The organism is Mucilaginibacter flavidus, assembly GCF_024055575.1.
Lineage (GTDB): Bacteria > Bacteroidota > Bacteroidia > Sphingobacteriales > Sphingobacteriaceae > Mucilaginibacter > Mucilaginibacter flavidus.
Genome location: NZ_JAMXOE010000012.1, coordinates 167,900 through 189,784 on the forward strand (window position 1 = coordinate 167,900; position 21,885 = coordinate 189,784).

Sequence of the window (21,885 nt, forward strand, 5' to 3'; positions counted from 1 at the left end):
TTATAGGATTTGAGGATTATAGGATGCATGCAGCACAATACTTAAAAACAAGAATCTTAAAATCTTTTCATCCTATGAATCTTAGTTTATCTTTACCAACTTCGGATAATTCGATTTTAAAATCCGAAATCGAACATCCGATATCCGAAATCAAACGATGACGCTACAGGAAATATTAAAACAGTACTGGAACCACGATACTTTCCGCCCGATGCAGGAGGAGATCATCAAGTCTGTTTTATTAGGTCATGATACGCTGGCGTTATTGCCGACAGGCGGGGGCAAATCGGTTTGTTTCCAGGTGCCGGCTTTGGCAAAGGAAGGGATTTGTATCGTCGTATCCCCCCTGATTGCGTTGATGAAAGACCAGGTGGAAAACTTGCGGGCCAAAGGAATTGAAGCGGTGTCGATCGTTTCCGGCATGAGCAAGCGCGAAATTGATATGGCGCTTGATAGCTGTATTTATGGTGGGGTGAAGTTTTTATACTTGTCGCCCGAGCGTTTACTGTCTGACCTGGCCCGCGAGCGCATCAAATACATGAATGTGAACCTGATAGCGGTTGATGAGGCGCATTGTATTTCGCAATGGGGATATGATTTCCGGCCGCCATACCTGCACATTGCCGATTTGAGGGAATTGCACCCGGATGTGCCGGTGTTGGCATTAACGGCAACGGCTACCGCCGAAGTGCGCGAGGATATTCAACAAAAGCTGCAGTTTAAAAACGCGGTTGTTTTCCAAAAAAGCTTCGAACGGAAAAATATCAGCTACGTGGTGCAAAACACCGAGGATAAATTGCGTAAGCTGATTGATATTGCGAAAGGCGTTAAGGGCAGCGGGATTGTTTACGTGCGTACCCGCAAGGAAACCGCCGAAATAGCCAAATTTTATACCACTAACGGCATTAAGGCTGATTATTACCACGCGGGCCTTGAGGCAGCCGTACGGTCGAGAAAACAGGAAAGCTGGAAGACCAATAAGACGCGAATAATTGTGGCCACAAACGCCTTCGGGATGGGGATTGATAAACCGGATGTGCGTTTTGTAATACACAAAGATATGCCCGACAGCCTGGAAGCCTATTACCAGGAAGCCGGGAGGGCAGGGCGGGACGAACATAAAGCCTACGGCGTATTGTTATATAATTACGCCGATAGGCTGAGGCAGGAAAAAAAGTTTGAATTAAGTTTCCCAACGGTTGCTGAAGTAAAGCAGGTTTACCACTATTTAGCTAATTACTACAGCTTAGCCTACGAGGCAGGCGAGGGGACCAGCATGGACCTTGACCTGGGCGATTTTTGCAGCCGGTTTAAGCTTGATGCCATAAAAACGCTGAATGCTTTGAAGTTTTTAGAGCAGGATGACTACCTGTCATTCAACGAGAGTGTGTTTTTGCCGTCGCGGTTTCGGTTTGAGGTAGGGAATGAGGAATTGTATAACTTCCAGATACAAAACCCGGGGTGGGACCCTTTTATTAAAACGATATTGCGCTCGTATGGCGGCGCGTTTGATAATTTTGTAAATATCCGCGAATTTGACCTTGCCCGGCGCAGCCAGATGAGCGCCCAGCAGGTGATCGAGGGGCTGAAGCAGCTTGATGAATACCATATTTTAAGCTACAAACAACAAACCGATAAGCCGCAGGTTACCTGGCTGAAACCCCGCCAGCATAACGAATCGCTATACATCAACAAAAAATTGATTGACGATCGTAAGGCGACCTACCGTAAAAAAATGGAGGGCGTTTTTGCTTACGCCGAAACGAAAAGATGCCGCAGCCAAATGCTGCTTTATTATTTTGACGAGCGCAATGCAGATAAATGTGGTGTTTGTGATGTTTGCCTGGAAGAAAAACGCCAAACCAGCGCTGCCGAAATATTTGATGACATTACAAACGAACTGATAGAGTTGTTAAGTACCTCATCGCACGATATTGCCACGCTGGTAACCACAGCCACCATCGGCACCGAAAAAGAGCGGATAGATACGGTAAGGCAATTATTGGATGCAGGGAAAATTAAGTTTGCGGGGGAGAAGCTGGTAATCAGTTAGAAGTTTTGAGTTGGCATTGGGCAGTCTGAAAAGTCTGAGAGCTTAATATTTTGCAATTCCACACAAAATGCTTTATATTTGCGTTACTACTTCGTACTAAATTCAACTTTAGCCTCTAATTCCCACCCTTACCGGGAAAAATGTCTGCGCTAATTTTAAAAATCTTCATAAAATATTAACTAACAGGCTTATAAAACTATGCCCCAAGAATTTGATTATAACTCAACCAGGAATAAATTAATCCTGTCTGAGTATGGCCGCAACGTACAAAATATGGTAAAATATATTGTTGCGCTGCCTACCAAAGAAGAACGTAACCGTTATGCCCAGGTTGTGATTGACCTGATGGGTTTTTTAAACCCGCACCTGCGCGATGTCGCCGATTTTAAACACAAGCTGTGGGATCACCTGCACATTATTTCTGATTTCCAGATTGATGTTGACTCGCCTTACCCAAAGCCGTCGATGGAAGCCATCCATTTAAAGCCCGAGCCATTAAAGTATCCGCATCAGCGTATAAAATACAAGCACTATGGCAAAACAATCGAGCTGATGATTGAAAAGGCCAAAAGCATTGACGATCCCGACCGTAAGCGCCACATGGTGCAGGCTGTTGCCAATTTTATGAAAATGGCCTATGTGCAATGGAACAAGGATTCGGTAACCGACGAAATGATATTGAACGACCTGTATATGTTGTCGGGCGGCACACTTAAACTGGAAGAAAATGTTAATCTAAACAAGGTCGAATATCGCGCCAATACACATAGCAACAACAACCAGAACAACCGCGGCCGCACCAATAATAACAACCAGAATAACCGCGGTCGTACTAACAACAATAACAACAACCCGCGTAACAACAATAATAACCAAAACCGCAACCGTAACAACGGGGGGGCTAAAAAGTATTAATAAATTGTTTCATAGTTTATGGTTGATAGTTCATAGCCGTTTGTGCTCCAACTAAAAGCCATGAACCATGATCTATGAACCATGAACTACTTATGACTAACGCATTTGAAATAATTGGCGGAACGCCGTTAAAGGGCGAAATAATACCTCAGGGCGCTAAAAACGAGGCTTTGCAAATTCTTTCGGCCGTATTGTTAACGGCGGAGAAAATAACCATCAGCAACATACCTGACATTAAGGATGTAAATAAACTGATTGAATTGTTGGGCGATATGGGCGTGATAGTTGAAAAGCTGGCGCCTGATACCTACAGCTTTGAAGCAAAAAATATCGACCTGGATTTCTTCCTGTCGGATGCTTTTAAAGAAAAGGGTGGCGGTTTGCGTGGTTCTATTATGATAGTTGGCCCACTGCTGGCACGTTTCGGCAAGGCATCGATACCTAAACCGGGCGGCGACAAAATTGGCCGCAGACGTTTGGATACCCACTTTCTTGGATTCGAAAAACTTGGTGCACAGTTTAACTACAACCCGTCAAACGGCTTTTTTAATGTAGATGCATCAAACTTAAAAGGCACTTACATATTGCTTGATGAAGCATCGGTAACCGGTACAGCCAATATTGTGATGGCAGCCGTACTTGCAAAAGGTACTACCACCCTTTACAATGCCGCCTGCGAGCCTTACCTGCAGCAGCTTTGCAAAATGCTTAACAGGATGGGCGCTAAAATCAGTGGCATAGGTTCAAACCTGCTAACCATTGAAGGCGTTACCGAACTTGGCGGAACAGAACATCGTTTACTGCCGGATATGATCGAGATAGGTTCGTTCATCGGCCTTGCTGCGATGACGGAATCGGAAATTACCATTAAGGATGTGCATTACGAGGAACTTGGGATGATACCTGATGTGTTCAGGCGCCTGGGTATAAAAATGGAATTGCGTGGCGATGATATTTATATCCCTGCACAAAAGCATTACGAAATTGAGACGTTTATCGACGGCTCTATTATGACTATTGCCGATGCACCATGGCCGGGCTTTACGCCCGATTTACTAAGCATTTGCCTGGTGGTTGCCATACAGGCCAAGGGTTCGGTACTGATACACCAGAAAATGTTTGAAAGCCGCCTGTTTTTTGTTGACAAACTGCTTGATATGGGTGCGCAGATAATACTTTGCGACCCGCACCGCGCTACCGTTATCGGCCTTGACAAGCAGGTACAACTGCGCGGTATCTCCATGACATCTCCCGATATACGTGCAGGGGTGTCGTTGCTGATAGCAGCCTTATCAGCAAAAGGCAAATCAACCATCTACAATATTGAGCAGATAGAACGCGGTTATCAGAATATAGATAAGCGTTTAATTGCTTTGGGAGCGAATATAAAGAGGATATAAGTTAGTGATTGGAGGTTAGAGATGAGAGATTAGTTTTTTTTCTAATCTCTAATCTCCGGTCTCTAATCTCTAAACTAATTTTTACCTTTATCGCAAACCCTAAGGATCAAACATGCCCTACCAAAACCGGAGATCGAGTTACGCCTTTTTCATTTTGATATTTGTTGCCATTAAACTTGGGTTAAACCTGCTGGCGATAGCGCATTTTGGTTTTCACCGTGATGAGTTTTTACATCTTGTTTTAGCGGATCATTTGGATTGGGGGTACAAAGAAGTACCGCCGTTTATAGCTATCGTGGCTAAAATCAGCTCCGTAATTTTTGGTGACTCGGTTTTTGCGGCGCGCATTTTCCCCACTATTGCAAGCGGATTTATTGTTTGGTTTACCGGTTTAATAGCCGTTGAGCTTGGCGGCCGTAAGTTTGCAATAGCGCTTGCTTGCCTGGCGCTGATATTTGCGCCCGCGTTTGCCGCCAGCGGTTACCTGTTTCAGCCCGTGGTATTCGACCAGCTTTGGTGGGTAATGGCAGTTTGGCTGCTTACCAAATATTGTAATACATCGGCGGTTAAATACCTGTATTTTTTGGGTTTGGTGGTTGGCGTTGGCCTGCTGACCAAGTACACTATGGCATTCTTCACCTTTGCACTAATTATAGGCCTGGTATTCAGCAAAAACCGCAAACTGTTGCTGAACAGGCATATGATTGGCGCGGCATTGCTTGCTTTGCTTATTTTTCTGCCAAATTTAATCTGGCAAATTCAGCACCATTTGCCGGTGATTACGCACATGCATAACCTAAGGGAGCAGCAGCTTGATTTTATTAAGCCGTCGGACTTTATTATGCAAGAGTTAACTGTAAACGGTATTGCCCTGTTTGTTTGGCTAACAGGGTTTGTTTTCCTGTTGTTTTCGTTTAGGCTGCATAAGTTTCAATTTTTGGCTATAGCATTTGTTTTAATATTCACTTTTTTACTGGTGATGAACGGGAAGAACTACTACCTGTTCGGCGCGTTCCCTATGTTGTTCGCGGCAGGCGGCTTTGGCTTTGAGCGCTGGTTGAAAACAAGTGGCCCGGCGCTGCGCGGCTTTGTTATTGCTGTTTTTACCATACCCAATTTATTGTTGTTTCCGCTGGTATTGCCGGTTTTGCCGTTAAACAAAACCCTTGCTGCGTTTAGGATTGCGCATGATAAGCTGTCGTTTTTAAGCTTTGCCACCCGCTGGGAAGACCATAAGCAACACGCCACTACCCAGGATTATGGTGACATGATGGGCTGGGACGAAATAACAGCCAACGTAGTAAAAGCCTGGAACAGCCTTACACCTGAGCAGCAAAAGCACACCCAGATTTATGCCGATAATTATGGCGAAGCAGGTGCTGTGCATCATTTTGGCAAGCAAAACAACTTACCCGATGTAATTTCTCTGAACAGCAGCTTCACCTTATGGGCGCCAGACAGTCTTAATGCGCAATATATTATTTATGTTGATGACCAGGGCGGCGGCAATATCAAAACGTTTGCACAACACCTGGAGAGTTACCATAAAGTGGGCGAGGTAACCAACCCGCTTGCTGTTGAAAAGGGGACAGGGATATTTATTTTGGTGCATCCCGGCCCGCAATTAAACGAGCGTTACAGTAAAGAACTGGCAAGGAAGAGATTGGAGTAATGTGCGGATACGTAGGTGCGTGGATGTGCAAATGAAAGGATTTGAAGATTGGTTGATTTGAAAATTTGAAAATTCCCCACGCCCATTTATCAAACAAAACTGCTTGATTTTAGTATAGATAGATTAAACATTGATTTATGCGGGGCCTAAAAACCATTATCTTTTTAATTATATCAAACACCTTTATGACATTTGCCTGGTACGGGCACCTGAAGTTTAAAGATTACGACTGGGGCAAAAACCTGGGGCTTATTGCTATAATAGCCATTAGCTGGGGCCTCGCTTTTTTTGAGTACGTATTCCAGGTGCCGGCAAACCGGGCCGGCTATAAAGGCGACGGCGGGCCATTCACTTTGGTACAACTGAAGACCATACAGGAAGCAATAACCTTAACCGTTTTTATGCTGTTTAGCATCGTGTTTTTTAAATCGGAAAAATTGGGCTGGAACCATTTGGTTGGCTTCGGATTGATTGTTTTGGCAGTGTTTGTGATATTTAAAAAGTGGTAGTGGGGGATATCCGAGGCAGATTTAACCACGGAGATACAGAGAAGGCACAGAGAATACTGAACTTGTCACTCTAATATTTTTTTATATTCGTAGTTAAATTTCCCAACTCATTTGTCAGCGTCATCAGGTAAATCAGCAAACATCAGCGATTTCCATCTCTGTGCTCTCTGTGTGTCCTCTGTATCTCCGTGGTAAAAAAATGTCCAACAAAAAAGCCATCCGTTTAAAACGAATGGCCTCCAGAATATATGTTGAACTTTTGCAAAAGTAGTATTAAAGACCGGCTACGTCGTTGTCGCTTAGCACAGCCATTTTGTTTTCGATGTAATGAGCAGCGTTAAAGTTGCTGCTTTTTACGTTCGACTCGATATCCCTGTTAAGGTTTAATTCGTTTGCGCAACCTTTTAAATCGGCTTTAGCATTGTCTTTTACAGTCACACTTGCGTTGAAGGCATCCAGGTTCAGGCGGGCTGAAGCGTTGTCGTGCAGATCAACATCAAATTCAATTTTTGAAAGGCTTCCGAATGATTTTACATCGGCATTATCAAAGGCTGATATTGAGCGTAAATCGTTAGCGCTAACCCAAACCACCAATTTTTCGGGGCTGTATGATGCGATGCGCAATACGCCGTTTTTGCTTTGCACCAGGGCGCTTTGTGAGTAATATTTGTTGTAAACTTTCACCTGGTCGGTTGATGCATCTGATACGTAAAGCTCAACGTTTCCGCGAACTTCTATTTTGTTGATGGCACTTACATCAGTTAAAACTGTATAAGCCTGGTCGCCGGTATTTGCAGTAGCTGCTTTTGTTTTATTGGCTATTCCTGTTACTAATGTTAGCGCAGTGAATATGGTTAAAAATGCGGTTTTCATGACGATTATATTTTTGAATTGTAATAGTTAATTTTCTTTGTTTTTAAATACATCTATAAGACGATTGCAACTTAAAAACGTTACACCAAACTGGCCTGTAATAGGCGTAGAGGCGGTTTTTATCGGCGAACACGGAGAATTTGTCGGTGAAAATGACGGTTAAATTACTTTGGTTGGATTAATTTAAAATCAGGTGTTTTTTTTATTCCGATTCCACCCAAAATCTTCTATTTTAGTTCGGCCTTAAAACTGTCGATTTTCACATGTCTGATACCATTACTTACCAATACGCTGCTCCTTCAGCGCTCAAACATTCACCCTCGGCTGATGAGTTGTTCCTGGCTAAATACAGCGAGATACAAAAAGGCACCTCGCCCTGCTTTTTCTGGGGCAAGTTAACCGACCCTTATACCGTGGCGCGTTGCCTGCTTACCTTATCAAAAGTAGTTCAATCAAGCTTTAGCCTTTCTCCGTTTGAAATGGCGATGCTAAAGGATCCTATTGTTACGGCCGGTAACGAGAAGATTCGCTTCGAGGGTTTTTCGCATTGCGCGGGTGTTTACGCCCGGGTTGACGTTTTGGGCGACGGGCACGATGGCGAGTTTTTAGAGAACGGAACCACCAATGTTGATTTTAATCAGCCAATGTTATCTGCTTTGAGCGCGGTGCGGCGGAATGAAAATGTATTGTTATCAATAGGGCAAAAAGAAGTAGCGCTGCATAAAGACGGCGGCAAAGTCACCGAGCGCAAGGTGCCACTGCCGGTAAAATGGATAAAAGGCCTTACCAGTGTGCAAATGTTCCTGGCCGAATCGGAAAAGGTACATTCGTTTAACAGGCTACAGGCCCTGCAACTATTTAAAACCATCCCGACAGGTAAACCCAAAACCGACTATTATCTAATTACCCGCGGTGGCAAACCAACATTTTCGCCGGTAAAATCGAGTGATGCCATAACGGTTGGCGGTGTACATAGGTTAAAGCTGATAGAGCCGTTGCTTTCCATTGCCGATGAGCTCCGGGTCTTCTCGCATAATAATATGCAATCAACCACCTGGCAAATTTATATTGGCGCGGTGCGGTTTAGTTTGTCGCTTTCGCGCGATGCCTGGCGCGGGTTTTCGGGGGAGGGTGCAGGGCTGGAGGCACTGATAGAAGATGTGCCCGATAGCTGGGTTGAGCAGGTGGATAACTACAGTTATGCTAACCAGGAGTTTAACCCCACGATGATGGCCATAAATGAAGATATCGACATAAAAAATGTCACGAACTTAACCGGCCGGCTTTCGGCAATTGGATTATTGGGATATGATTTGGATGAGAATGGCTTTTTTTATCGCCGGTTGCCGTTTAAACTAAGCCGTATTATGAGCCTAAACCCGAGGCTGAAAGATGCTGAAAAATTATTGCAGGAGGGGAAAGTAACCATCGTACAAAAAACTGCCGACAAAGTGGAAGCCCAGGTGGAGGGCACCGGCGTAAAACATACCGTAATCTTATCCGGCGATAAAGAACAATGCACCTGTACCTGGTTCAGTAAAAACCAGGGCGAACGCGGTATTTGCAAACATATTTTGGCCGTTAAAAAGCTGCTGGCTAATTAAATTTTTATGACGATTACGGAGCAGTTTACCCAAATAGTTGAGCGCCAAAAAGAGAAGGAGTTACTCCCTTTTTTAAAAACACTTGATAGCAAGCAAAAAAAAGAACTTACGCCGCTAATAAAAAAGCTGGACAAATACTATTCGGCGTATGAAGAGAAGGGGTCGTTAATGGGTTCTTATTCAAGGCGCGGCAAGCCTGAACAAATGCAAATATTAAATATAGCTTCGTTTGTGTGCTTTAATTTAAAAGATTTTGAGCGCACCTGGGCCTGGAGCATATTTAACAGGGAAGTTATCGGTGAAATTTTGACTTGGTATTGCCCGTCATGGTTAACCGAATACGCAATAAAACATGCAGAAGGTGGTTTCATACGCAGTTTATTCGATTACAGGTGGTATATGGAACTGGTTGAAAAAGGTTATGTGATGGAAACTGACCGGCTTACTGTTTTAGCCTTGCAAGATTTCATCTTTTTTGAACAATCAGGAAAAAACCGCCAATACAGGTACGTGCCCGAAGCGCTTTTAGAACGCGACGTAACTTTAAAGGAGCATATATGGCTGTTTTTTAAAGTAGAGTCAGGCATTCACAACATCGAAGAATATAAACAATTTTCCGACGATTCTAAACCTGAACGCTGGATAAACACGTTTAAATTATACGTGTCACAAGGGAGAATAGACCGAAGCCGGTTGCTCAATGATTCCCTGGTGGCAGCTATGGGCGGCTATAATCAGTCGTTATCCAATTGGTTTTTGAAACTTTTTGTTGCATTTGAACCTACAAAAACTGAGCTGCAGAATTTTACAGGCGAGTTATTAAATATACTTAACTCCGCCAATTCCAAACCGGTTAATATTGCGCTTAATTATTTAAAAGAACTTGCTGCGGAGCCGGAATTTCCTATTGATGCTTTCCTGGAGCACGCGCCGCTGGTTTTAACCTCTGAAACCAAATCTGCGGTAACGTCGGCGTTAATGATTTTGGAGAAACTTGCAAAAGTGTATCCGGACCGCGGCGAAGAAATTTGCATTGCCGCCTGCCAGGCCTTTATTCACCAGGATGAAAAAATACAGGTAAGAGTGGCGAAGATGCTGCAAAAGTATGGTGATGGTGCTTCGACGGGTATATCAGACAACCTGGCTATTTACAAGGATAACTTGTTATTGGAAGCTAAAACAATGTTAAAAGGGTTTAGTGAACAAACCGATAACGCTGAAGTCGCATCTGAAGAACAGGAAACTTTGACGACTTCGTCCCTGACTTTGGAACCCATTACTTATCCCGAGAACTTCGATGATTTTGTTTTTTTAGCCAGCCAGGCTTTCGACCAAAACGAAACATATCATTTTGACATGCTGCCGGCAGCTATATTAAAGTTTCAGGATGAAATGACTGAGGCTAACATAGCTAAATTGCTGCCCGCCTTTCAGCGCGCCTACAAAATGGTAACCAGCGACTGGCGCAGCGGTATGGGTTATCTTGACGATATGTTGGCTAAGTTTTTTATGGACTATGGGCAGCTGTTGGTGAAGTTTTATCCCAAAGAAGGCCGGAAACTTAAAGAAATGAGGGATTCGTTTGAAAAGATGGAGGCTGAAAAAAAGGCGAAGTCGGATTGGTATAAGATAAAAATAAGCGGTATAAAGCCATGGGATGTGTTTACCCGCAGCCCTGGATACAAGCCGCACAAGCACATATTGTTGAATGCGATATTCATGCTGGAGCGCAAGCTAAAGTTGCCGATGCTTTCAACACCTACGCACGAACCGTGTTATGTGTCGTCGCTGGTGCTGGTGCAGCGCTTAATTATGTACCAGGAGGCGCGGGTTACGCCTGGCGATATGGATTTTGAAGTAGCCATTGCCCGTTGCATAAAAATGGATATTGAAGATACGCTGCACCTGGCAAACGAAAGGCTGAAAGGCGAGCGGCGCCATCTTATCAGCTTTATTTTTGGCGGGGAGTATTCACCGATGGACAGTAATAAATCTAAACCTGCCTGGCTAGTGGCCGCCATGGTGCATAATAGCGGCACGATTGATAAAAGGTGGTTTGGCTACAGCAAGCTGACCGAACAATATCTACGGGCGGAATTTACGTGGAAATCGGGCAAGCAAGAGTATTTTTATGACAAGTGGGACCATGAGCTGCGAAAAAATATTAAAACTAAAGGGTACCGCAGCCGGGTTGAAATAGATTTTGGGCAAAAGGAGAAACAACTATCGGGTATAAAAAAAATATTTGCTAAAATAATGCCAGGGCAGGAGGACATAGAACCTTCTGTTTACGACTATACGCAATTGAAGTTTGAGTATATAACAGCCGAGCATAACGATATTAAACGGCTGCTCACCATAAACCCTGCCGACAGGGAACTGCTGCTTGCGCATATTGTTAACAAATGCCTGAAAGACCCGGATTTTTCGGGTGAGAACGATAAGCGGTTAATTATTTACACGCTGGAAACACTGTTAGCATTTGCCGCACCGCACCGCGATATCGCCCATCTGCTGATAGCAACCTGTATGATTAGTAACGATAAAACGGTACGTACCTATGCTGCTGAGCTATGGATACAAGGCGTTAGTATTAATTCCATCAACAGCGAAACCATCGGAAAAATTATTGGTACCCATGAGCGGGCTGAGCTGGCGCCTTTAAAACGGTTTACTGATTTGGTGTTAGCATCTATGTATCAAATATCGGCTAAGCATAACGAACACCTGGCAGTGATGTTGGGAGCCTGTATTTTAAACATGGATGTGCCGGTTAATAACACCAAAAAGCTGCTTGATATTTATGCAGAGGTGTTAGCGGTCAATAAAAAGAACGAAAAGCCGGACTACGAACTGGTTGCAAAGCTAAGAGACTGGCGTAAATTAACCGAAGCACTAGATAAGTCGATACTGAAGATAAACCAGTTGTTGGGTGTAGGCAATGCATCCTGATTTGTACTGAATAATGCACAGCAGCGCGCTGTATACTTTACTGAACGTTAACGGAGCGATTTTTGATAACTTAACGCATCTATCAGTATATCACGCCATGGAAAAGCAAATTGAACGTTCACGCATTATACATTTAGGCGATAGCCGGCTTCTCAAATTTTTTACTGATAATCTCGATAAGATATATTGCGCCAAGCAACATATGGTAGCCCGTTTCCCGGAGATAGCCAGCCAGGCACATTTTGAAGATCTGAACCAGGCTATCATGGAAACGGTTGATGACGTAAAAAAACAAATCATCCGTATGGACAGGATTTACGATCAACTAGGCGCGCAAAATAAAGCGGCAGGCTGCACAGGGCTGGCCGCAATGATAGAAGAAGCCTTTACCGCGATAAACGACCAAAAAGGGGATCAGGCTTTACGGGATATGGCTATATTGTTTTACCTGCAAAACATGGAGAGTATAGAGGTAGCTTCCTTCCAGGTGCTGCAAATGATGGCGGTTAAAATGAAAAATGCCGAAATATTGCAGCTGCTGAAAGAAAACCTTGATGAAGCCAAGGACGACAGGATGCTGCTGCTGCTGATCACAGCTAAATATGTTACCAGTTAAAATTTAAATCGACTAATAAATCTGTAAAATCCGTTAATCCCGGTCACAAAAAAAGCCACTTGCTTCAAAACAAATGGCTCCCGTAATATATGTTGAACTTTTGCAAAAGTCGGCTTACATGCCTATCAACTCCTGGTTGAAATCGGCAGCGAAATTTAATTTATTTTCGGTGCGGTGGGCAGCAGAAAAATTGTTGCTTTTCACATTCGACTCGATATCCCTGTTAAGGTTTAATTGATTTGCAGTACCGGTTAACACAGCCTTAGCGTTATCTTTTACAGTTACATCGGCGGTAAAGGCATCAAGATTTAATTTTGCAGATGCACTGTCGTGCAAGTCGATAGCAAACTCAATTTTTGATACGTTACCGAATGATTTTACTTCGGCATTGTCATATGCTGATATTTCGCGCAGGTCATTGGCGCTTACCCAAACAACTAATTTTTCGTTTTTGTATGAAGTGATGCGCAATACACCATTTTTGTTTTGTACCAGGGCGCTTTCTGAATAGTATTTGTTGTAAACTTTAACCTGGTCGGTTGATGCGTCAGAAACAAACAGTTCAACATTTCCGTGAACTTCAATTTTGTTTATAGCACCTTTATCATTTAAAACAGTATAAGTATCATCTTTTATGGTACTGGCGTAGGTTGTTGTTAATCCAAAAACTACAGCTAACATTGTAATTGCGGAAAAAATTTTGGTTTTCATTTTTTTATTTATTATTATTGTGATTCTAAACTTTCTGTATTCCTCTTGTTTTGAAATACATCCATAAGACGAGGCCGGATTTAAAACGTTACAGTAAAAATTACTTAGTAGACCAACGCCTTGTTTTCGACTGCAAAGGTGCGATTTTTATCTACCAACATTTATCATCTTAGTGTAAGAATTACACGAGTTTAGCTATTAAATTTCCCAAGCTGTTTTTTAGATTAAAATGCTGTTTTACAGTTACTTATGATAAATTTTTGATGGTAATAGAGGTCTGGATAAGGTTTTTTTAAATATTATTTTGAAAAAACCGATTTTTTTGGCGGCGTAAAACCGCGGGGAGGCTGAGATTTTTTTGCCGGATTATCGCGTTTTACAGTATTTGTAAATTCAGCCAGCAATGATTGAAATTCATGAAATTATTTCCCGCAAAACCTTGAAAGTTTTATCAACTTTGCAAGTTCTGCGGGATATTATAGAAGAAATAATGTCGAAATTCTTATCGCAGAAAGAGATCAGGCCGATAACTCCGCAAAATATTTATGAAAAAGCGGGATGGTTTCAATTCCCTTATAGTAGTTATACACGTCGTATTTTTCGTTAGGCGAATGTAGGGCATCGCTGTCGAGGCCAAAACCCATTAAAACGGTTTTAAGGCCAAGCTCGGCTTCAAACAAAGCCACGATAGGGATACTGCCGCCGCCACGGGTTGGTATCGGGTCTTTCCCGAACGATTCCTTTATAGCCATCTGTGCAGCCTTGTAGGCGATGCTGTCGGTTGGGGTAACTGCAGGTTCGCCGCCATGGTGGGGTTTAACACTAACTTTTACCGATTTAGGCGCAATCTTCTCAAAGTGTGCAGTAAAGAGTTGGGTTATCTCATCCGATAATTGGTTCGGCACCAATCGCATCGAAATTTTTGCAAATGCTTTTGATGGTAATACAGTTTTGGCGCCTTCACCAATATAGCCGCCCCAGATACCGTTTACCTCAAGGGTAGGGCGTGTGCCTGTACGTTCGAAGGTGGTATAGCCTTTTTCGCCCCAAAGTTCATTAACTTCAAGGTCCTTTTTATACTCAGCCTCGTCATAAGGCGCATTGTTTAAGGCTTTGCGTTCGGCCTCGGTTAGTTCAATTACTTTGTCGTAGAAACCGGGAATGGTAATATGATTATTCTCGTCATGCATCGACGCTATCATTTTAGCAAGTATTGTCGCCGGGTTTGCCACCGCGCCGCCATACACGCCTGAATGAAGGTCGCGGTTGGGCCCGGTTACTTCAACTTCCAGGTAGGAGAGGCCTCGCAGGCCGGTTTCCAGCGACGGGTGTTCCATGCTGATCATTGAGGTATCTGAAATCAGCACCACATCAGCTTTTAACCTGCTTTTATTTTGTTTTACAAATATGCCCAGGTTTGATGAGCCCACTTCTTCTTCGCCCTCAATCATGAATTTGATGTTACAAGGCAGCGTATTAGTTTGCATCATCAGTTCAAACGCCTTTACATGCATATAGAATTGACCCTTATCGTCGCAGGCGCCACGGGCGTATATTTTACCATCGCGAATGGTAGGCTCAAAAGGAGGTGTTTTCCAAAGCTCCAGCGGATCCGGTGGCTGAACGTCATAGTGGCCGTAAACTAATACGGTGGGTTTTGAGGCATCGATGATTTTTTCGCCATAGATAATAGGATAGCCTGCAGTTTGGCAAACTTCTACATTATCAGCACCCGAAGCGCGCAGTTTTTCGGCAACGAATTCGGCAGTATTTAGCACATCGGCTTTATACTTTGGGTCGGCACTAACAGACGGGAAACGAAGAAGGATAAATAATTCATCCAGCAAACGTTCCCTGTGCTGGTCAACATATTCTTTAATAAGCTGCATAAATAACAATTTGAAGCAAATATAAGATTTGTTTGACGAGATTGCGGGAAGGCTATTAACGATTTATTCGAGAAGGTTTAGGTGTAAAATAAAACATCGGGGCAAAAAAATAGCTCCTTAAAAAAGGAGCTATTTCCAATATTAAAAGTCCTTAAAATCCAAAAAGATTGTTTCAGTAGAAAAAAGTCAGGCAAAAAAATAGCAATTAAGGCTACTTATAGCCAGTAAAAATTGGTGTTTAAGATCAGTCTTAAGCTAAGTCTGAGCTTCCGGTGTTGTGCTTGTCTAACAAATCAGAACTTCCGGTATTGTGTTTGTCTGATAAATCAGAGCTACCAGTGTTGTGTTTGTCAGTAGCAGCAAAATCAGAACTACCAGTGTTGTGCTTGTCCATAAGGTCAGAGCTACCAGTGTTGTGTTTGTCTGATAAATCAGAGCTACCGGTGTTGTGCTTGTCGGCAGCAAAATCCGAGCTACCAGTGTTGTGCTTGTCCATAAGGTCAGAGCTACCAGTGTTGTGTTTGTCTGATAAATCAGAGCTACCGGTATTGTGTTTGTCCATTAGGTCGGAGCTACCGGTGTTGTGTTTGTCTGATAAATCAGAGCTACCCGTGTTGTGCTTGTCCTGGATGGTAGTTTGAGTTGCAGTTACGTTTTTAGCCAGCACCGAATTTGAGAGAGTTGCTGCGCTTAAAACAATCACTGCTGAAAATAATAACTTTTTCATACTGAGTGTTTAACGATTTTGTTTTAAATATTAATGTATACTAATTTGTTGTATGCTGTTTAATGCTGATAAATTAGTTTTATCCACGCGTATCTTTTTTAAAGATGTTTGCGTACAAAGGCGTAGAAACACTGTATGGAAAAGTTGCAGGTGGTGCATTGCGCGCCGCTATGAGATTGTAGCTGCATAAATTTTATGCAATATAAATTGGCATCAACATAAATTGAAGCCCGCAAAAACAAGATGTGTTAAAACATCAGGTTTTTAAATACTACAATGTCAAAGTGCTTATTTCCAGGAAGTTAATATTGATTTGAGTGTAGTAGGGGCAATGTCTTAACGCGTAAACAGCCTTAAATTTAACCCCTTACAACAATTCTTTATCAATTTGACTTCGGTGTCAAATAATTTATCAGCATCAAATGTAGTAAATTTTTTTTAATAAAGCAAATTAAATTCGACTGAATTAATAAAGTGCTTTTAGGCCGCAAAATATTTAAAGTAATTTGAATAAATTATAACCTTATAGCCAATTGAACGTAATAGTATCCAATGAAGAAATATTTGATATTTATTTTCTGTACTCTGTTTGCCTGTTTCGCTTATGCTGATGATACAAAAGCCATTGGTAAAGACACAAGCAGCGTAATTGAATTAAATACGCAGGGATTTAAAATGCGCCTTACCAGCCCCGAGCAAACTATTGCCGACGCTACTAAAGCATTGGACATCGCCACCAAAATAGGTTACAAGAGAGGCATGGCCGAATCAAACAGGGTGATTGGTGTTGGATATTATTACATGGATCAATCTGTTAAAGCCATACACAACTATTTAACCGCGCTGAATTACTTTATAGAACTTAAAGATTTAGCCGGCGAAGGGAGGGTGTACAACAACATAGGTAATTTATACCGCAACACTGATTATGATCTTTCACTTGAGTTTTTAAATAAAACGCTGGTTATATTAAAAAAACTAAACGATAAACCCATTACCGCAGGTGTTTATAACAATATTGGAACCGTTTACTACCACAAAAACAGTTTTTACCAGGCCTTAAATTATTATAACAAAAGCTACGACCTTTTTACCGAGTTAAAAGACTCGGTAAACATTGTACAACTGATGGAAAACAAGGGCGTGATTTATTTTAACCTGCACCAGTATGATAAAGCCGAGACACTGCTTTTAAAGGCAAATAAAGAAGCCAGGCAACTGGATTTAAACGAAACCGTGGCCAGTATCGATTTGACGCTTGCAGAGCTTTACACAGCTCAAAACAGGTTTGTTGACGCCGAAAAAATAATTGAAGAAGGCGTTGTGTTTGCCGGTATGATTAAGAGCGATAAAATTAAATCGGATTTTGAGTACACAAGCTACCAGATGGAACTAAAGCGCAAAAATTATGAAAAAGCTTTAGGTTACCTGCGGCATATTTATGCACAGGATAGTGTTACCTTTAAGCAAGGTACCTCGGTACAAATAAAAATGATGGAGGAGCAGGTTAAGCAACAGGCCCGCCAAAAGGAAAATGAAATTTTAGTGCAGCGCCAGGATAATGACCGTATCAGGTTTTGGGCGGTTGCTGTTGTTGCCGGTTTGTTGTTGATGCTGGTTGGCTTGCTGATAAGCAACGTAAAACGCAAGGCAAAAACTAACGAGCAGCTTACCGAGCTTAATGCCGAAGTATCACGGCAAAAAGATAACCTCGACCGGATAAACCATCACCTGGAAGAAATTATTGATGAACGTACAAAAGACCTCCAGATAAAAAACAAAAAACTATCCGAATACTCATCTTACCTTTCGCACCAGATACGGGGCCCTATCGCCACACTTAAGGGGCTAATGAACCTGGAGAAAGAAGGCTTGGTTGACCAACCTGAATGTATTAAAATGATGAACAAATGCGTAGGCGAGATCGACAACAAGATCATCGAAATGAGCGATATGCTGCATGATCCTGTTAAGACGAGCCTATAAGCGTTCATAGTTCATAGATCATAGTTCATGGTAGAAGAGAGTCAAGAACCAAGAGTCAAGAGTCAAGAGTCAAGAACCAAGAGTTAAGACTGGAAAATTAGTTAAAATAAATTGGCGGAATATTTACTTCTTAGTTAAGTAAAATAGCGACCTTCGCAGCTGCTATGAACTATGAACCATCAACTATAAACTACTCCGCCCTAAACCGCCAGCGGCCAGTTAGAGTGGATCTGCGCCTCAATTAAACCAAGATATAAACAATACCAGGCTATCATGTGGAGTATCAGCAGTTCACGGTGCTTTTTGTAGCCCTTGGTTTCAAACGCAAGGGTTTCGCCATCTGTCGTCACAAAAAAACGCTTCTCGCCACGGCTGGGTATAAAGCGCGATTTTAAAAGGTCGACTACTTTTACCTTTAGTTTGCTTTTAGGGTCATGAATAATTTCACCTTGCGGGGTATCGGTTTTTGGAATTGATATCAGATAGTTCGACATGGCAGATGGGTTATTTGCCAGAACATTACAATTTCTACTCCAAAACCGGCCAGAGTTTTATGCCTGGCCGGTTTTTTTGTATAATATTAGTGGAATACGAGTAAAATTTTAAAAAGAAAACATCATCAAACGTCCCCAAACATGTAAGTGTTGAGGACATTAGTGTAATGTTTAATGAACAATCTTGTAAAATTTAAACCATAGCAGGTATCCTATTCCTCAATTCTTCATACAACAATATAACCTTGCGCTGCAGGTTTGCAATCTCGGCCTCACGGTCAACAATCTTCTTTTGGGCAATGCTCAAATGCGAAATTTGCGGCTCCATATCTTCGGCATCAAGAGCCAAAAGGTTAACCACGTTTACTTCGTAAATGTTTGCGATCTGCTCCAAACGCGACAGGTTAATGTCGGTAACACCGGTTTCAATTTTTGAAAAAGCAGGGATCGAAATGCCCAGACGGTTGGCTACGTCTTCCTGGCTCCAGCCACGCTGGTGACGGATGGTACGGATGTTCTTACCAACCGACTTGTTGGTTTTCTTTTTAAGATTTTCAGTCATAATGGTTTACTCAATAGTTTATTTTATAATAAAGGATTTAAATAAACATTCAAAACCTATGCCATATTAATTAATGGGTAAACGGCATTGCTATTCAATTAATAAATGTATTATGGGGAAAATGCGGGGAATGTTTTCTACAGACGTAGGAAAAAATTTGCTTAATTGTTAACTATCCTGAGCTTTGCAAACTTTAACAGCAGTTGTTTCTGGCCTATTTCCTTAAAGAAGATCGTAGCTTTTATATCGGGTTTATTCCCCTCAAGACTAATCACCTTACCAAACCCGAACCTTTCATGTTCAACTTCCATACCAACCTGTAAACCCGATGTGTCCGACGGGGCAAAACCCGGGCTCGGCACATGCGCCTTTGCCAGTATCGAGGTGGTTTTTACCACCGGTGCTTTTGGTTTCGAAAAACTGTCGGCGCCGGCATTGTTTTTACTCGTCCAGGCGGTGCGCTCCTGGTCGAAAAACGGGTTGTTACTGGTTACCGGTTTGGCAGTGAAGTCGAGCTCGAGGTATTTGGCGTCAATCTCATCTAAAAAACGGCTTGGCTCACAGCTTATCAGCGTACCAAATTTAAAGCGAGAGGTAGCATAGCTCAGCGTTAGTTTAGTTTCGGCGCGGGTGGTGGCTACATAAAACAGGCGGCGTTCCTCCTCCAGATCACTGCGCGAGTTAAGCGACATTTGTGACGGAAACAAATTCTCCTCCAAACCCACCACATACACCTGCGGAAACTCCAAACCTTTCGACGAGTGGATGGTCATTAACGATACGGTATCGGCATCTTTATTTTTGTCCTTATCATCATTGGTGAGCAGGGCCACATCCTGCATAAACACATCAAGGCCTTTCTCCTCGATATCCTCGCGCTCCGAAAATTCCTTTATGCCGTTCAGCAGTTCCTGTATGTTTTCGTAGCGGTTCAAGCCCTCTACCGATTTATCTTCATACAAGTCCTTCAGCAGGCCCGAGTGCTGTGCAATGTGCAAAGCCGCATCATAAGCCGACTGGTTTTTTGTGATAACCTGGAAGCTCTGTATCAACGTGGCAAACATGCTCACCTTTGCTGCAGTGCGACCTTCAAGGTACTGCGCGGGATTGATGATCACCTCAAACGCAGTGATGTTATGCTTATCAGCACTTACAATAATGTGATCGACTGTGGTATCGCCGATGCCGCGTTTGGGGTAGTTTATTACGCGTTTTAGCGCCTCTTCGTCGTTAGGGTTAAAGGTGAGCCTGAAATAGGCTATCAGGTCCTTTATTTCTTTACGCTGGTAGAAGCTAAGGCCTCCGTATATTTTATACGGCGTGCCCATTTTGCGCAAGGCTTCCTCCATGGATCGCGACTGCGCGTTGGTGCGGTACAGTATCGCGAAATCGTGCCAGTTGAGGCCCTTGGTGCTGCGCTGCTGCATAATCTCTTCAGCAACCAGCTTGCCTTCTTCATTATCGCTGAAGGCGCGCATCACCTTAATTTTTTCGCCCGCCTCTTTTTCGCTGAAAACGTGTTTTTTAAGCTGATCTTTATTATTGGCGATGATGCTGTTTGAAATATTTACAATGTTTTGGGTCGACCGGTAGTTTTGCTCCAGCTTAAATACCTTCAGGTCCGGGTAGTCCTTTTCAAAATTCAGGATGTTTTGAATATTGGCGCCGCGGAAAGCGTAGATACTTTGGGCATCATCGCCCACCACGCAAATATTTTCGTTAACAGCAGCAAGTTTCTTTACAATAAGGTATTGCGAAAAGTTGGTATCCTGGTACTCATCCACCATCAGGTACTTAAACTTGTGCTGGTATTTGTTAAGCGTTTCGGGGTGCAGCTTTAGCAGTTCGTTGGTTTTGTAAAGCAAATCGTCAAAATCCATAGCGCCTGCGCGGTAGCAGCGGGTAGCATAGTTTTGGTATATCGTTCCCAGCATATTCCTTTTGGTGGCAATATCGTCGGCCTGTATCTGGTCGTTTTTCTGGTATTCCATCCAGCTGATCAGGTTGTTTTTGGCGGCTGAAATACGGTTAAGCACCAGGTTTACCGCGTACAGCTTATCGTCGAGGTTCATTTCCTTGATGATGGCCCTTAGTACGCTTTTACTGTCGTCGGTATCGTAAATGGTGAAGTTGCTGGGGTAGCCAATTTTCTCGGCCTCAATGCGCAATAGCTTTGCAAAAACCGAGTGGAAGGTACCCATCCAGATGTTTTTGGCATCGGGGCCCACAATTTTGGTAATACGGTCGCGCATTTCGCGGGCCGCCTTGTTGGTAAAGGTAAGCACCAGTATATTAAAGGCGTCAACACCCTTGTTGATAAGGTGTGCCACCCTGAAAGTAATAACCCGCGTTTTGCCCGAACCTGCGCCCGCAACAATCATTACCGGTCCTTGTATTTGCTCAACTGCTGCCCTTTGTTCGGGGTTTAATCCCTGTAGATAATCCAAAATTCTGTTCCTCGTTTCTGCAACCGCGAAATTAGTTTTTTTATATGAAAGGTTATTAACAGTGGAAAAGTTTGGTGGGAGTTCATGGTTCATAGTTGATGGATCATGGCCGGAACCTGTCGCCGCGCCTTTTCTACGGTCGTCATTGCGAGGAACGAAGCAACCTCTGCACAGGACAATCAAGAAACTCAATGCTAACGGAGACCTTGCACCCGCCGATAGATAGCCACAACGTTCATTTCTCCAATGCAGCAATGGCGTAGAGATTGCTTCGAAGCTGACTGCAAGCAGCCAGCCTCGCAATGACGATGTGGTGAGTTTGGTAAACCATTTTTTTGACGCCCTTGTTGGTGTTGTGACCATGGGTGTTCGGAAGATTATTCTGGGGCACTTTTGAGGATTGCGTCAAGTTTATAAGGGTCGCCGCCACAGATAATAACGATATCCTTCATTAAGGACTTTTCCAGGTCATTAA

At 43.0% G+C, this 21,885-nt stretch carries 16 protein-coding genes; 9 read left to right on the plus strand and 7 right to left on the minus strand.

Annotation, left to right across the window (positions count from 1 at the left end; translation table 11 throughout):
• The first annotated feature begins 157 nt into the window (after positions 1-157).
• The 5 genes from NAF19_RS17995 to NAF19_RS18015 all read left to right on the plus strand — a co-directional run bounded on the left by NAF19_RS17995 (position 158) and on the right by NAF19_RS18015 (position 6,549).
• Positions 158-2,053, plus strand: coding sequence for a RecQ family ATP-dependent DNA helicase (locus NAF19_RS17995; RefSeq protein WP_252791713.1), 1,896 nt, complete (start codon positions 158-160; stop codon positions 2,051-2,053).
• A gap of 198 nt (positions 2,054-2,251) precedes the next feature.
• The gene (locus tag NAF19_RS18000) at positions 2,252-2,968 is read left to right on the plus strand and encodes a DUF4290 domain-containing protein (protein WP_252791714.1); all 717 of its coding nucleotides are present in this window, start codon (positions 2,252-2,254) and stop codon (positions 2,966-2,968) included.
• A gap of 92 nt (positions 2,969-3,060) precedes the next feature.
• Positions 3,061-4,368 carry a UDP-N-acetylglucosamine 1-carboxyvinyltransferase gene (murA, locus tag NAF19_RS18005; protein ID WP_252791715.1) on the plus strand — a complete coding sequence of 436 codons (1,308 nt, stop codon included), beginning with the start codon at positions 3,061-3,063 and terminating at the stop codon, positions 4,366-4,368.
• A 112-nt stretch (positions 4,369-4,480) separates the two neighbouring features.
• Entirely contained in the window at positions 4,481-6,040 is a 1,560-nt protein-coding gene (locus tag NAF19_RS18010; protein ID WP_252791716.1) for a glycosyltransferase family 39 protein, read from the plus strand.
• Between the two features lie 137 nt (positions 6,041-6,177).
• Positions 6,178-6,549 (plus strand): DMT family protein, encoded by a 372-nt coding sequence (locus NAF19_RS18015; RefSeq protein ID WP_256484349.1) that lies wholly within the window; start codon positions 6,178-6,180, stop codon positions 6,547-6,549.
• A gap of 273 nt (positions 6,550-6,822) precedes the next feature.
• Here the strand turns inward: NAF19_RS18015 and NAF19_RS18020 are convergent, their stop codons facing one another.
• Positions 6,823-7,422 carry a GIN domain-containing protein gene (locus NAF19_RS18020; protein ID WP_252791718.1) on the minus strand — a complete coding sequence of 200 codons (600 nt, stop codon included), beginning with the start codon at positions 7,420-7,422 and terminating at the stop codon, positions 6,823-6,825.
• 263 nt (positions 7,423-7,685) lie between these two features.
• Here NAF19_RS18020 and NAF19_RS18025 point away from each other — a divergent pair, with 263 nt between their 5' ends.
• The 3 genes from NAF19_RS18025 to NAF19_RS18035 all read left to right on the plus strand — a co-directional run bounded on the left by NAF19_RS18025 (position 7,686) and on the right by NAF19_RS18035 (position 12,594).
• Complete coding sequence (locus NAF19_RS18025) at positions 7,686-9,026, plus strand: SWIM zinc finger family protein (protein ID WP_252791719.1); 1,341 nt, start codon at positions 7,686-7,688, stop codon at positions 9,024-9,026.
• A gap of 6 nt (positions 9,027-9,032) precedes the next feature.
• On the plus strand, positions 9,033-11,978 hold the full coding sequence (locus NAF19_RS18030; RefSeq protein ID WP_252791720.1) for a DUF6493 family protein: 2,946 nt from the start codon (positions 9,033-9,035) through the stop codon (positions 11,976-11,978).
• Between the two features lie 97 nt (positions 11,979-12,075).
• Complete coding sequence (locus tag NAF19_RS18035) at positions 12,076-12,594, plus strand: DUF892 family protein (RefSeq protein WP_252791721.1); 519 nt, start codon at positions 12,076-12,078, stop codon at positions 12,592-12,594.
• A 114-nt stretch (positions 12,595-12,708) separates the two neighbouring features.
• Here NAF19_RS18035 and NAF19_RS18040 read toward each other — a convergent pair whose 3' ends face one another.
• The 3 genes from NAF19_RS18040 to NAF19_RS18050 form a co-directional block, all read right to left on the minus strand.
• Positions 12,709-13,305 (minus strand): GIN domain-containing protein, encoded by a 597-nt coding sequence (locus tag NAF19_RS18040; RefSeq protein ID WP_252791722.1) that lies wholly within the window; start codon positions 13,303-13,305, stop codon positions 12,709-12,711.
• A gap of 518 nt (positions 13,306-13,823) precedes the next feature.
• A complete protein-coding gene (locus NAF19_RS18045) occupies positions 13,824-15,194 on the minus strand; it encodes a dipeptidase (RefSeq protein WP_252791723.1) in 1,371 nt (456 codons plus the stop codon).
• Positions 15,195-15,444: 250 nt separating this feature from the next.
• Positions 15,445-15,921, minus strand: a complete 477-nt coding sequence (locus NAF19_RS18050; protein WP_252791724.1) for a hypothetical protein — start codon at positions 15,919-15,921, stop codon at positions 15,445-15,447.
• 552 nt (positions 15,922-16,473) lie between these two features.
• On the opposite strand from NAF19_RS18050, the gene NAF19_RS18055 reads away from it, so the two are divergent.
• The gene (locus NAF19_RS18055) at positions 16,474-17,907 is read left to right on the plus strand and encodes a tetratricopeptide repeat protein (protein WP_252791725.1); all 1,434 of its coding nucleotides are present in this window, start codon (positions 16,474-16,476) and stop codon (positions 17,905-17,907) included.
• Between the two features lie 200 nt (positions 17,908-18,107).
• On the opposite strand, the gene NAF19_RS18060 is transcribed toward NAF19_RS18055, so the two are convergent.
• From NAF19_RS18060 to NAF19_RS18070, 3 genes are all read right to left on the minus strand, one after another.
• The gene (locus NAF19_RS18060; protein WP_252791726.1) at positions 18,108-18,401 is read right to left on the minus strand and encodes a hypothetical protein; all 294 of its coding nucleotides are present in this window, start codon (positions 18,399-18,401) and stop codon (positions 18,108-18,110) included.
• A gap of 193 nt (positions 18,402-18,594) precedes the next feature.
• Positions 18,595-18,963: a helix-turn-helix domain-containing protein gene (locus NAF19_RS18065; protein ID WP_252791727.1), complete on the minus strand. Its 369-nt coding sequence runs from the start codon at positions 18,961-18,963 to the stop codon at positions 18,595-18,597.
• A 161-nt stretch (positions 18,964-19,124) separates the two neighbouring features.
• Positions 19,125-21,410 (minus strand): ATP-dependent helicase, encoded by a 2,286-nt coding sequence (locus NAF19_RS18070; protein ID WP_252791730.1) that lies wholly within the window; start codon positions 21,408-21,410, stop codon positions 19,125-19,127.
• Between the last annotated feature and the right edge of the window lie 475 nt (positions 21,411-21,885).

Excerpts from the sequence above, each read along its gene's own strand:
- NAF19_RS18055 (WP_252791725.1), top strand. The coding sequence starts at position 16,474 with ATGAAGAAATATTTGATATTTATTTTCTGTACTCTGTTTGCCTGTTTC.
- NAF19_RS18040 (WP_252791722.1), bottom strand. The coding sequence starts at position 13,305 with ATGAAAACCAAAATTTTTTCCGCAATTACAATGTTAGCTGTAGTTTTT.
- NAF19_RS18025 (WP_252791719.1), top strand. The coding sequence starts at position 7,686 with ATGTCTGATACCATTACTTACCAATACGCTGCTCCTTCAGCGCTCAAA.
- NAF19_RS17995 (WP_252791713.1), top strand. The coding sequence starts at position 158 with ATGACGCTACAGGAAATATTAAAACAGTACTGGAACCACGATACTTTC.
- NAF19_RS18045 (WP_252791723.1), bottom strand. The coding sequence starts at position 15,194 with ATGCAGCTTATTAAAGAATATGTTGACCAGCACAGGGAACGTTTGCTG.
- NAF19_RS18060 (WP_252791726.1), bottom strand. The coding sequence starts at position 18,401 with ATGTCGAACTATCTGATATCAATTCCAAAAACCGATACCCCGCAAGGT.
- murA (WP_252791715.1), top strand. The coding sequence starts at position 3,061 with ATGACTAACGCATTTGAAATAATTGGCGGAACGCCGTTAAAGGGCGAA.
- NAF19_RS18020 (WP_252791718.1), bottom strand. The coding sequence starts at position 7,422 with ATGAAAACCGCATTTTTAACCATATTCACTGCGCTAACATTAGTAACA.
- NAF19_RS18065 (WP_252791727.1), bottom strand. The coding sequence starts at position 18,963 with ATGACTGAAAATCTTAAAAAGAAAACCAACAAGTCGGTTGGTAAGAAC.
- NAF19_RS18035 (WP_252791721.1), top strand. The coding sequence starts at position 12,076 with ATGGAAAAGCAAATTGAACGTTCACGCATTATACATTTAGGCGATAGC.
- NAF19_RS18010 (WP_252791716.1), top strand. The coding sequence starts at position 4,481 with ATGCCCTACCAAAACCGGAGATCGAGTTACGCCTTTTTCATTTTGATA.
- NAF19_RS18030 (WP_252791720.1), top strand. The coding sequence starts at position 9,033 with ATGACGATTACGGAGCAGTTTACCCAAATAGTTGAGCGCCAAAAAGAG.
- NAF19_RS18015 (WP_256484349.1), top strand. The coding sequence starts at position 6,178 with ATGCGGGGCCTAAAAACCATTATCTTTTTAATTATATCAAACACCTTT.
- NAF19_RS18050 (WP_252791724.1), bottom strand. The coding sequence starts at position 15,921 with ATGAAAAAGTTATTATTTTCAGCAGTGATTGTTTTAAGCGCAGCAACT.
- NAF19_RS18000 (WP_252791714.1), top strand. The coding sequence starts at position 2,252 with ATGCCCCAAGAATTTGATTATAACTCAACCAGGAATAAATTAATCCTG.